Origin of the sequence: Bacillus cereus group sp. MG1 (assembly GCF_040460035.1) — a bacterium.
In the GTDB taxonomy this organism is placed as follows: Bacteria; Bacillota; Bacilli; order Bacillales; family Bacillaceae_G; genus Bacillus_A; species Bacillus_A cereus.
The window spans coordinates 680,640-692,839 of sequence record NZ_JARVGY010000001.1 but is presented as its reverse complement, the minus strand read 5'-3'; the positions used below and the strand labels follow the sequence as shown (position 1 = coordinate 692,839).

Sequence of the window (12,200 nt, the reverse complement as noted above, 5' to 3'; positions counted from 1 at the left end):
GTGAAGCCATAAAGAATAAGCGTATAATATTATAGGTCTCCCATTTGCGAGACAAACCGCGAATGATAAATAAGATTGTTGTTTTATCATCGCTTCTAAACATATAGACAATGAAAGTAACACTGGAATACAGATAGGGAGTTATAAAATGAAATTAATTATTGCCGAGAAACCAGATCAAGGGTTGGCTCTTGTTTCACAGTTTAAATATCGCCGGAAAGATGGATATTTAGAGGTAGAAGCGAATGAGTTATTTCCAAATGGAGCGTACTGTACATGGGCAATTGGTCATTTGACGCAGTTATGTAATCCAGAGCATTATCACGCAGAGTGGAAAAAATGGTCACTTAATACATTACCGATGATTCCAGAGCGTTTTCAATTTGAAGTAACAAAGTCAAAGTATAAGCAATTTAACGTTGTGAAACAGCTGTTACATAATCCACAGGTAACAGAAATTATTCACGCAGGCGATGCTGGGCGTGAAGGGGAACTAATCGTACGAAATATTATTAATCTTTGTAATGTGCAAAAGCCTATGAAGCGTCTATGGATTTCGTCTTTAACGAAGCAAGCTATTTATCAAGGGTTTAAAAATTTACTTGATGAATCAGATACAATTAATACGTATTACGAAGCATACACAAGATCTTGTGCTGACTGGGTTGTTGGCATGAATGCATCACGTGTGTTTAGTATTTTGTTAAAGAAAAAAGGAATGAATGATGTATTTTCTGCTGGTCGTGTCCAAACACCAACGTTAGCATTGATTGTAAAGCGTGAGAAAGAAATTGAAAACTTTAAGTCAGAGCCTTTCTGGGAAGTGTTTGCAACCTTTAATATAGAAGGAAAGAAATATGACGGGAAATGGGAGAAGGATAATGAATCCCGCTTAAAAGACCCTGATATGGCGAATAAAATTGCGGCATTTTGCCAAGGGAAACCGGCTGTTGTGAAGGAAATGAAAACGGAGCGTAAAGAGTTTCAGCCGCCGCTTTTATTCAACTTATCATCACTGCAAGCAACGGCAAATAAAGCCTTTAAGTTTTCACCGAAAAAGACGCTTGATATAACGCAAGCACTCTATCAAAAAGGGATTGTTTCTTATCCACGTTCAGATTCTAACTATGTTACTCAAGGAGAAGCAGCGACTTTCCCTGATATTTTACAGAAGTTAAGTCAGTTTGATGAATATAAAGGTTTATTACCGGCTCCGGTTGAATCCATTATGAACAATAAGCGTTATGTAAATGAAAAGAAAGTAACAGATCACTACGCGATTATTCCGACAGAGCAAGTTACAAACCCAAGCAGACTATCAGGTGATGAAAAGAAAATATACGATATGATCGTAAGAAGGCTTATTGCAGCTCATTATGAAGTTGCAATCTTTGACTATACAACGATTGTAACGCTTGTAGATGAACGTGCTGAATTCATTTCAAAAGGAAAACAGCAAATTCAAGAAGGTTGGCGTAAAGTTATTTTCCAAGACGATAAAGATGACGAAACCATTCTTCCAATTGTAGCTGAAGGTGAAGAAGGAAAAGTTGTAAAGGTGAAAGTGAAAGAAGGAAAAACACAGCCACCGAAGCGTTATACAGAAGGACAACTTATTACGTTAATGAAAACAGCCGGTAAGTATTTAGAGAATGAAGAGCTAGAGAAGGTATTGAAGAAAACAGAAGGTTTAGGTACGGAAGCGACCCGCGCGGGTATTATTACGATGCTGAAAGACCGTAAATATATAGATGTAAAGAAAAACCAAGTGTATGCGACTGATAAAGGAAAAGTATTAATTACCGCAATTGGTGACAAAATACTAGCTTCACCGGAAATGACTGCGAAATGGGAACAACGTCTTGCGGAAATTGGTGAAGGTACAGCTTCACCAGCTACATTTATGGAACAGACGAAAAAGCTATCAGCTAAAATTATTGAAGACGCAGTGGAAATGTCTGAGAAGTGGGATTTCACGGGACTACATGTTGAATCGATTGAACGAAAAGGATCGAAATTTACAACGGGTAAAAAGGTTGGTAGCTGTAAAAAATGTGATGGCGATGTAATTGATAAGTCAACGTTTTACGGTTGTTCTAACTATAATACAACGCAATGTGATTTCACCATTTCAAAGAAGATATTAAGTAAAACAATTTCGCAAAAGAATATGACAAAGCTCTTAAAAGGTGAAAAGACTGATTTAATTAAAGGCTTTAAAAAGGGCGAGAAAACGTTTGATGCGAAATTAGAGTGGAAAGATAATAAGATTAATTTTGTATTTGAGAATTAATTTGTTAAAAGAGCATGACATAAAATTGTCATGCTCTTTTGTTTTTCTTTGAAATGAAATTTAACGATAAAAAAAATGCTTTAAATAATAATTTTTTATTGTAAAACGATAAATTTGTATTAAAATCAAAATCATAATAAATGAGTGAGGTGCTTTTGTTAAAAGGTAACAACCTTATTTTTAAAATTAGAGGAGGTATAACTATGAATATTAACAATTTGATTGTTAAACATATGGATAACCCCCATGAGTTGGAGAAGATGTATAGAAAAGATCCGAAAGCTTTTAAAAAAGCATTCTCACAAGCATGGGACCAAAACCCTGATTCTCAAATTCTAGGTGCTTGGTATGAAAGGTTGCATTTCAAGGAGAAAGTAAATAAAGAAAAAACATCTTTGTTTCAAAAAGGTTTCTTATTCATGGGCCTTTTAGCTATTTTGGCCGGCATAAGCACCAGGATTATTTTCCACTTTGTTGAGCAGGAAGCAATTGCTCCAATAAACTTGGCTTTTGGTGTAATTCCCTTTATTGCTGCTTATTTTGTTTACAATAATAAGCCGAAAAAAAGTATTATTTATTCCCTTATAGCGTTATTCCTAGTTTCCGGGGTGTATCTTAATACATTGCCAATAAATTATAAAGACAGTACCATACTTGCTTATTTACATCTTCCTATATTTTTATGGGTCTTAGTAGGGCTTGCATTTACAGGAAATGAATATTCAAAAGGCAGTACAAGATTAGCCTATATTAAATTTAATTTAGAATATTGTCTTCTCTACGGGAGCATGGCAGTGAGCGGAATGATACTAGCAATATTCACCATGCGTTTATTTAGCTTTGTTGACTTAGATATAGGAGAATTCTATTTTAGTAATGTTGTTTTATTTGGAGCAGCGGCTCTCGCTATTGTGGCTGCATACTTAGTATCAATGAATCTTAAGCTTGCTAAAAATATTACACCATACATATCTAAAATCTTTAGTCCGCTTGTCCTGGTCACATTGTTTATTTATCTTATAACGATAATTTTGGTCGGGAAAAACCCGTTCTTGGATCGTAATTTCCTAATGGCATTCAACGGAATACTGCTTGGTGTATTGGCTGTTACTATATTTTCTATCGTTGAGAGTGACTCGGACGAGAAAAAGAACATTTCAGATTATATAAATGTTTCCTTAATTGTTCTGGCGCTTATTATTGACACTGTCGCATTGTCAGCCATCGTATTTAGACTTTCATCTTACGGGACTACACCTAATAGACTAGCTGTTTTAGGTGTAAATATACTGATCTGGGCAAATCTAATTTGGATTATGTTTTCCTATATGCGTTTCTTGCAAAACAAATCAGGACCGACAGCTATTCAAGATGCCATTACGAAGTATTTGCCAATATACGGACTTTGGGCAGCTTTCGTTATATTTACGTTTCCTATCATTTTTAATTAGAAAGGATCTGTTAATGTAACGAAAAGTTAATTCTCTATAACATTTTTAGAGCCCATCGATTTATAATGGGTATTATTATGTTTGTAGTTTCGGTAATTTCATTTGTAATGATAAATAAGAAATAAGTGTTGTATGTAATTTTTCCATAATAAAAAACGTCCCAAAATGGGACGTTTTTTATTATGCGTATTGCCGTTTTTTCTTAATAAGCAACAAAACTTGTGACACACAAGCTAGTACCGGTAACTCAATCAATGGTCCAATAACGAGTGCAAGTGCGATAAGAGGTTCGTCTGGAAAAGCGGTTACAGCGATAGCGAGTGCAACAGGTGAGTTTCTTGCTAACGTTGTTAAGCTTAGACTTACTGTATCTTTGTAAGATAAATGCATCATGCGCCCGATAAATTGTCCTAGTAAAAAATTGATGATGAAGAACAATAGAACAGGAACGAGTAATAATAAAACAACATTCATATTTTGTAGTAAATATTTACCTTGTGATGCAAACATCGCTACTATTGCTAAACTTAAAAATACAATTTGAGCAGAGCTAAAAAACGGAATGAGTTTATTCTCGAGAGGTTCAGCTTTTTTCATTTTATTCATAATGAATTTTGTAGCGTGTGCAAGTATAAATGGTAAGACGATTACGATAACAATACTTTCTACTAAAACAGAAACCGCTACAGTTTTCATGACACCAGCAAATAAAAATAAATAAATGGGAAGGAGCAGTACTTGCAAAATTAAATTTACAGGTAAAATTGCAGTAGAAAGTGCTACATTACCTTTCGCTATTTCAGTAAAGATTAAGTACCAATCTGTACATGGAGTAACCATTAACATTATAAATCCAACCCAAAGTGCTGGATGATCGGAAAGAAATAGTGCCCCTAACCCCCAAGCGAGTAAAGGTGTCCATAAGAAGTTAATAGTAAGACTTGTTCCAGCAAATTTTAAATTGCGAAATCCTTTTTTTATTTCTTTTAATGGGATGCTGAGGAATAATCCATATAGCATGAAAAATAAGAAGGGGACAATAAATTTGTCTGAATACGTATGTATCATATTAAATTGTCCGAGTACGATGCCGCATGTAACAGCAAAAAGAATAATAAAAGTTTGAATCTTTTCTATAGTGCTCATGAATAAATCCTTTCTATATATGAATTTTCCTCTCTAAGTTTATTATACAAGTAATAAAGATGTATTTGGTGTTCAATTGTATCTCGCTTAATATTTTTAAGTCGAGATTTTATTTTTTATTAAAAGTTACTTGACTAAAGTAAGTGACTATATTACAATCACTTACATAAGGTAATTAAATAACAAAAAGTTGCAACGGCGTAACTTAAGGTATCTATTGGAACTTTTTCTTAGAATAAGAATTTTTATGATGATGAATAATGAATATGAAAAGAAAGATTAGGTGAAGAAAATGGGACTATTTAGCTCATTATTTGGTAAAAAAGAAGAAAATAAGAATGTAGAGGGGAATAAAAAAATGTCAAAAGTATTATTTGTAAAAGCAAACGATCGTCCAGCGGAGCAAGCAGTTAGTTCAAAAATGTATGAAACATTTGTAAGTACTTATAAAGAAGCAAATCCAAATACAGAAATTACGGAATTAGATTTATTTGCATTAGATCTTCCTTATTACGGAAATATCGCGATTTCAGGTGGATATAAACGTAGCCAAGGTATGGAGTTAACAGCTGAAGAGGAGAAGGCAGTTGCTACAGTAGATCAATATTTAAATCAGTTTTTAGAAGCTGATAAGGTTGTATTTGCATTCCCATTATGGAACTTTACAGTACCAGCACCATTAATCACATATATTTCATACTTATCTCAAGCTGGAAAAACGTTTAAATATACAGCAAATGGCCCAGAAGGTTTAGTTGGTGGTAAGAAAGTAGTTGTGTTAGGTGCTCGTGGTTCAGATTACTCTTCAGAACAAATGGCTCCTATGGAAATGGCAGTTAATTACGTAACAACTGTACTTGGATTCTGGGGAATTACAAATCCAGAGACAGTTGTAATTGAAGGACACAATCAATATCCAGATCGTTCACAACAAATTGTTGAAGAAGGTCTAGAAAACGTTAAAAAAGTAGCAGCAAAATTTTAATTCATGATAGTAAATGGAAAAACCAACATGGATGACCATGTTGGTTTTTTAGTCTATTTTTCATGTTAAAAAATGTATATTTATAAAATAAAAGAAAAGTTCGAAAATAGTATTGCAAAATATTATATAGCAAACTATAATGAATTCAAGAATAGTTGATACTTAAATTAAATATTCAGAAAATTCAATTAGTTAAAATTGGAAAATGAGATAAGGAAACTTGAATGGGGGTTATATTATGGCGAATAAAGTACCGTTTTCGTTCATAGTAGTTATTGGATTAATGTTATTTGCACTATTTTTTGGAGCGGGAAATTTAATTTTTCCAGCGATGCTTGGTCAATCAGCTGGAGAGAATGTATGGATTGCTAACGCTGGATTTTTAGTAACTGGTGTTGGATTACCATTACTAGGTGTACTAGCATTTGGTTTTTCAGGTAAAGATGATTTGCAGTCATTAGCTAGTCGTGCTCACCCAGTGTTTGGGATTGTGTTTACAACAGTTTTATACTTAGCGATTGGTCCGTTATTTGCAATACCAAGAACAGGAAATGTTTCTTATGAAATTGGTCTTAAGCCGTTTATGCCAGAAGGAGTAGGTTCTACACCTTTAATTCTTTTCACAATTATATTCTTTAGTATCACTTGTTTTTTTTCGCTAAATCCCGCGAAAATTGTCGATATTGTTGGAAAAATCTTAACGCCAATTAAGTTGACTTTCATCGGTATTTTAGTAATCGTTGCTTTTATACATCCGATTGGAGATATGCAAGCACCAGTGGAAGCTTATACATCACATGCATTCTTTAAAGGATTCCAAGAAGGATACTTAACGATGGATACGCTAGCATCATTTGTATTCGGGATTATCATTATCAATGCTATTAAAGAAAAAGGTGCGAAAACGAAAACACAAATTATGGTCGTTTGTGCAAAAGCGACAATTATTGCAGCATCTATTTTAGCAATTATCTATACAGCACTTTCTTATATGGGTGCTTCAAGTGTTGCAAAGCTTGGACATTTAGAGAACGGCGGAGAAGTATTAGCGAAAGTTTCTAACTACTATTTCGGATCATATGGCGGAGTATTATTAGGATTAATGATTACAGTAGCTTGTTTAACAACTAGTGTGGGACTTGTATCAGCATGTTCTTCATTCTTCCATAAGTTATTCCCAAATGTTCCTTACAAAGCAATTGCAATTACGCTATGTGTATTTAGTGCAATTGTTGCAAACGTAGGATTAACACAATTGATCGCAGTTTCTGTTCCAGTATTAACAGCAATTTATCCACTAGCAATCGTATTGATTTTCTTAACATTCTTCCATTCATTATTTAAAGGAAGAGCTGAAGTTTATCAAGTAAGCTTAATCGTAACATTTATCATCAGCTTATTTGATGGATTAAGTGCAGCTGGAGTTAACATTGAAGTAGTAAGCCAAGTGTTCACTAAATTCCTTCCGATGCAGGAAGTAGGATTAGGCTGGATCTTCCCAGCGATTATCGGTGGATTTATCGGATATGGTATTAGCATTTTAAAAGTGAAAAACCAAGTTCAACCAGCAACTAGAGCGGATAAGAAAATAGGTTAAATAAAAAAAGTTATAGACTTGTAATCTGTACCCTTTGTAAAGGACATTTTGAAAAAAGTTAGGCAACATCAAGAAGATGGTTTCTGTATCCAACAGGAGTCATCTTTTTTAAATTCCATTGATATCTATAATGATTATAATACGTCATATATTTCTTAATCTCTTGTTTCAATTCATTAAAGGACACGCAAGGTTTTATATGAGCTTCATCTTTCAGATGACCAAAAAATGATTCTTGTGGGGCGTTATCCCAACAGTTTCCTCTTCTTGACATGGATTGTCCTAGGTTTAGCTTTTTAACTAGCTTTTGATAGGTAGGGCTTGTGTAGTGGGATCCTTGATCTGAATGAATATAAGCACCTTCAGTCAATCGAATCCGCGGATTCCTTTTTAGTTTATGGAGAGTTGTCGTTACGAGCTCTAATGTCATCTGTTCTGAAACATGGTAAGCTAAAATTTCATTAGTTGAGCCGTCTAAAATTGTAGATAAATAGGCCCTTTGATTCTTACCGTAAACTAAATAGGTGATATCTGTAAGAAGTGTTTTCCCTGGGGTATTTTGTTTAAATTCCCGATTTAATTGATTTGGTACTATTCGATGTTCTTTTGTAGCTTTAAGCATTCTTTTATAAGGATTCGCTTTGCGAACCGGACAGATAATCTCGTATTTCTTCATAATTCTACGGATACGCTTTAAATTGTAGACAACTTGAAACTGACCCGCCAATGTCATCTTTATCTGACGAGCCCCTTTGTTTCTATTTCTAAATCGAAGTGCTTTTAATATGGTTTCCTTCAAGATTTCATCTCGATCACTCTTTTGTTTCCGTTGTTCTTGAGATGAAACTGAAAAGTAATTATAGTATCCCGAACGGGATACACCAGCTACTTTACACAAATGACTGACCATATTCCTTAAGTTGTATTTCATGATGACAGAACGAATCAAGATGAATTTCTGACTAGGTGGTAGTGTTATTTCCTTCTCATCCTCCCTTCCATAAGTTTGATTTTTTTTAGCAATTCGTTTTCCGCCTTTAGTAAGTTTCGTTCGGCTTCTAAACGGGCATACTTTTCTTCTAACGTAAGCTCTCTCTCAAGAGTTCTTCCAGCGTTTTCGATACGTGTATCCCTTAAACCCAATACACCATTTTTTCTATAAGCAGCACGCCATCTACTTCCCGATGACATAACTCGTTTCATTCCAATCATATCTATATCAAAACCACATTCTTCAAAAATATTTCGAGGTAGCTTTCCTTTTTCATTTTCCTCAATAAAAATATGCTTAAATTCCTCTGTATAAGTGATACCTTTCTGACTTACAGATTTTACGTATAGGTTATTTGATAGAATTTGAATTTCTCTTTCTGTAAATAGTTTTTTTGTCATTTTCAACATTCTCCGATCCCAATTTTCCTTTTATTATACAAGAAATACCCTATAGAATAGACTTTTTTCAAGTGTCTATTCTATAGGGTACATTTTATTGTTTCTATAGCTTTTTTTGTTACTATTAATAATGAGAAAAAATAAAGTAGTAGGGGAAATAAAATGAAAAAAACAATTGATCATATCGGAATCGCAGTTCGAGATATAGATAGTACGATACGTTTTTATGAAAATGTGTTACTAGGAACTTTAATAGATCGTTACGTAAGTGAAGCTCCTGGTGTGGAAAGTGAAGTAGCCATTCTTGAAGTGGCTGGAGATAGAATTGAATTACTTGCACCGACAAATAATACAACATCTCCAATTGCCCGTTTTATTAAACAAAAAGGTAAAGGTGTTCATCACGTTGCGTATCGTGTCGATGATTTAGATGTGGCTCTAGAAGAGTTAAAAGAACAAGGTATTCGGACATTAGAGCATACACTACGCATTAATAAGCACGGTAGAAGGTTAATTTATCTTAACCCAGCGGATACAGAAGGAACGATTATCGAGTATTGTGATTATCCGGAAGAGAAATAGAAGAGGGATATTTTTTTAAAGGTGTTACGTAATAACGTAATACCTTTTTATTTATGTATTTCACATTTTTTTCACAAATGATTCACGATAACTTTTCTTCTTTGATAACTTACATAAATATATTTTATGATATAATAACAATCGGCTTTAAAAATGTAAGTTGTATCTATAGTGATAGTTACTATTATATTAGAAGTTTAGAGGTGGAAGAGAAATAAGAGTTATACTTTATAGAAGTTTATATTTAATCAGGTTAATATTTCGCCCGAGAATCAAACTTCGGAAGTTAAAGTAATGAAAATAGAGCAATGAGGAAGAAAGAAGTGAAATGAGTGTGAAAGTAATGAGAAGATTAGGGACATGGCTATTACTTGTGTGTGTGCTTATCATATTGATACCGCAAAGTGCATCTGCTCATGCGTACGTTGTGAAATCAAACCCTACTGAAAATGAAACATTGAAGAAAGCACCATCTGTTGTAAAAATCGAATTCGATGAGGACATACAAGTTTCAAGTTTTAATACATTGTACGTGAGAGATACATCAGGTAAAAGGATCGATTTAAAAGATGCTCATATTGATAAAAAAAATAAAAAGCTATTAGAAGCTGGATTAAAAGACAATCTCAAAAATGGTCTTTACTCTATTCAGTGGAAAGTGATTTCAGCTGATGGACATCCAATTCAAGGAGTTATCCCGTTCCGGGTTGGATTAGCGGAAGCGGAAACAGACGATATACAAGTGGAAGAGATGGGCTACGTCCCACAAATCGATATGATTATGGAACGTGGAATTTTATATACAAGTTTCTCACTATTTATAGGAGTGCTATTCTTTAATCTTATTATGTATAAAGGCAATGCAACCTCGGTTCGATCAAGGAGTAAGAACATAATATGGATCTCTTTATTTGGGATATTGATTAGCTTGTTATTCAATCTACCACTGCAAGCGAAAATAAATGCTGATGTTTCATGGCTAGAAGCATTCAATCCTTTACTATTAAAAGAAACATTACAGCTTTCTGTTTTTGGTTATGTATGGATTACTCAAATGGTTCTCATTAGTACGCTTATAATTGTTACGTATTTTGCGGTGAAGCATGAGAAGTTTTCGTCGTTTAAAGTATGGAGTATTCCAATACTATTGTTTATAGGGCTACTTGTTATGAAGGCCTTTAATAGTCACGCATACGGTTTAAAGTTTAAAGACATTGCTGTCGTTATGGATTTTCTACATTTATTAGCAGCTTCATTATGGGTTGGTGGTTTATCATCTATTATTCTTCTTTTATGTAAAGAGGATAATAAGTGGCATATGTATTGGGATATGATTAAGCGTTTTTCACCGTGGGCAACAGGTGCTGTCATTGTGATTTTAATAACAGGCCTTTTTAATAGTACATTTTTTATTCCAACAATCCACTCGTTATTTGATACGAAGTATGGATTGGCTTTATTAGCAAAGATACTATTATTTATTTTCATGGGGATATTGGGAATTATTCATTATGTGAAAGGGAGAATAAGAGCGCAGCAAGGATTAGGAGCTACGGTGAAAGTAGAGTTTGTCATTGGAATTATCATTTTCGTAATCGTAGCTTTTATGACAAACGTACAAACACCACCGATGCCTCCTACTGGACCATTTACAGAGAGTAAGCAATTAGATAATGGATATGAACTTACGCTAAATGTAAGTCCGAATAAGGTAGGACAAAATAAATTCCATATTACACTAAAGGACGAAAAGGGACAGCCTGTTACTGATATGGAACAAATGATATTGACGACTCAATCATTAGATATGAACATGGGAAAAGGTTCATTTAAAGTTTCAGTAGTTTCACCAGGAGAATATGAAGCAGAAGGTATGTATATTAATATGACAGGAAACTGGAATATACATGTTCATGGATTAACAAAATCTCTTGATAGTTTCGATACAGATTTTAAATTTATTGTAGGTGGCAGATAAAATTTTACCAATCATGCTGCTAGCGAGTAGCAGGATAAACAGATGTTATAGATGAAAAGGAGTAAATAGAAAATGAAACGTATAAAAAAATTAGGAACAACAATGATCGCAACAATTATTGCAATGGGAATGTTTTCGTTACCTGTTAGTGCGCACGTCACTGTAAAACCAGCAACTTCTGACGTTGGTTCTTGGGAGACTTATACGATAAAAGTACCAGTTGAAAAAAATGTAGCAACGACAAAAGTTACACTGAAAATACCGTCTGGAGTAGAGTTCCAGCAGTATGAACCAGTGCCAGGATGGAAAGTTGAGGAGCAAAAAGATAATGCCGGAAAAGTTAAAACTGTAGTATGGGAAGCGACAGGAGAAGGAATTTTAACAGGTCAGTTCCAGCGATTTACTTTCGTCGCTAAAAATCCGGATAAAGAGCAAAAAATAGCTTGGGACGCATATCAACAATATAAAGATGGAGAAATTGTTGAATGGACAGGTGATGAAAAAGCTGAAAAACCGCATTCACTTACTACAATTGCAAAAGGTACGTCATTAACAGGAGAACATGGTGAAGTGTCTAGTGTAGAAAAAAATGAAGGTACTAGTAATATGCAATTGATAGCAATTGTCTTATCTATTTTTGCCATAGTATCGTCGGTAAGTGCGTGTGTTTTTGTAGTACGTCGTAAAAAGTAAGACGTAAGAAAGAGCCTACAACAGTAGGCTCTTTCTTCAGGCTGTGGAGAAAGTCTTCTCCACAGCCTGTTTTTGTGTCTGAA

General features: G+C 34.2%; 9 protein-coding genes. 7 read left to right on the top strand and 2 right to left on the bottom strand.

Annotated features, from left to right (window positions below):
• Positions 1 to 148 precede the first annotated feature (148 nt).
• Both topB and QCI79_RS03360 read left to right on the top strand, forming a co-directional pair.
• The gene (gene topB / locus QCI79_RS03365; protein WP_000766771.1) at positions 149 to 2,293 is read left to right on the top strand and encodes a DNA topoisomerase III; all 2,145 of its coding nucleotides are present in this window, start codon (positions 149 to 151) and stop codon (positions 2,291 to 2,293) included.
• 203 nt (positions 2,294 to 2,496) lie between these two features.
• Positions 2,497 to 3,744, top strand: coding sequence for a DUF4153 domain-containing protein (locus QCI79_RS03360; RefSeq protein WP_001024709.1), 1,248 nt, complete (start codon positions 2,497 to 2,499; stop codon positions 3,742 to 3,744).
• A gap of 180 nt (positions 3,745 to 3,924) precedes the next feature.
• Here the strand turns inward: QCI79_RS03360 and QCI79_RS03355 are convergent, their stop codons facing one another.
• Entirely contained in the window at positions 3,925 to 4,890 is a 966-nt protein-coding gene (locus tag QCI79_RS03355) for an arsenic resistance protein (RefSeq protein WP_000103805.1), read from the bottom strand.
• A 292-nt stretch (positions 4,891 to 5,182) separates the two neighbouring features.
• On the opposite strand from QCI79_RS03355, the gene QCI79_RS03350 reads away from it, so the two are divergent.
• Positions 5,183 to 5,875 (top strand): FMN-dependent NADH-azoreductase, encoded by a 693-nt coding sequence (locus QCI79_RS03350; protein ID WP_000522502.1) that lies wholly within the window; start codon positions 5,183 to 5,185, stop codon positions 5,873 to 5,875.
• 238 nt (positions 5,876 to 6,113) lie between these two features.
• Positions 6,114 to 7,472 carry a branched-chain amino acid transport system II carrier protein gene (gene brnQ, locus QCI79_RS03345; protein ID WP_001284783.1) on the top strand — a complete coding sequence of 453 codons (1,359 nt, stop codon included), beginning with the start codon at positions 6,114 to 6,116 and terminating at the stop codon, positions 7,470 to 7,472.
• A 58-nt stretch (positions 7,473 to 7,530) separates the two neighbouring features.
• Here brnQ and QCI79_RS03340 read toward each other — a convergent pair.
• Positions 7,531 to 8,873, bottom strand: a protein-coding gene (locus QCI79_RS03340; protein ID WP_087942833.1) for an IS3 family transposase whose coding sequence is annotated in 2 segments (ribosomal slippage) — positions 7,531 to 8,492 and positions 8,492 to 8,873 — 1,344 coding nt in all. Because the reading frame shifts where the segments join, the coding sequence is not laid out codon by codon here.
• Positions 8,874 to 9,026: 153 nt separating this feature from the next.
• Between QCI79_RS03340 and QCI79_RS03335 the strand changes: the two genes are divergently transcribed.
• The 3 genes from QCI79_RS03335 (at position 9,027) to QCI79_RS03325 (ending at position 12,117) form a co-directional block, all read left to right on the top strand.
• Positions 9,027 to 9,446: a VOC family protein gene (locus QCI79_RS03335; protein ID WP_000750846.1), complete on the top strand. Its 420-nt coding sequence runs from the start codon at positions 9,027 to 9,029 to the stop codon at positions 9,444 to 9,446.
• A gap of 328 nt (positions 9,447 to 9,774) precedes the next feature.
• Entirely contained in the window at positions 9,775 to 11,424 is a 1,650-nt protein-coding gene (locus QCI79_RS03330) for a copper resistance CopC/CopD family protein (protein WP_000114333.1), read from the top strand.
• Between the two features lie 72 nt (positions 11,425 to 11,496).
• Positions 11,497 to 12,117, top strand: coding sequence for a YcnI family copper-binding membrane protein (locus QCI79_RS03325; RefSeq protein WP_000821399.1), 621 nt, complete (start codon positions 11,497 to 11,499; stop codon positions 12,115 to 12,117).
• Positions 12,118 to 12,200: the final 83 nt, after the last annotated feature.

Bases quoted from the DNA above. Each gene is read 5' to 3' on its own strand.
- topB (WP_000766771.1), top strand. From the start codon at position 149: ATGAAATTAATTATTGCCGAGAAACCAGATCAAGGGTTGGCTCTTGTT.
- QCI79_RS03360 (WP_001024709.1), top strand. From the start codon at position 2,497: ATGAATATTAACAATTTGATTGTTAAACATATGGATAACCCCCATGAG.
- QCI79_RS03355 (WP_000103805.1), bottom strand. From the start codon at position 4,890: ATGAGCACTATAGAAAAGATTCAAACTTTTATTATTCTTTTTGCTGTT.
- QCI79_RS03350 (WP_000522502.1), top strand. From the start codon at position 5,183: ATGGGACTATTTAGCTCATTATTTGGTAAAAAAGAAGAAAATAAGAAT.
- brnQ (WP_001284783.1), top strand. From the start codon at position 6,114: ATGGCGAATAAAGTACCGTTTTCGTTCATAGTAGTTATTGGATTAATG.
- QCI79_RS03335 (WP_000750846.1), top strand. From the start codon at position 9,027: ATGAAAAAAACAATTGATCATATCGGAATCGCAGTTCGAGATATAGAT.
- QCI79_RS03330 (WP_000114333.1), top strand. From the start codon at position 9,775: ATGAGTGTGAAAGTAATGAGAAGATTAGGGACATGGCTATTACTTGTG.
- QCI79_RS03325 (WP_000821399.1), top strand. From the start codon at position 11,497: ATGAAACGTATAAAAAAATTAGGAACAACAATGATCGCAACAATTATT.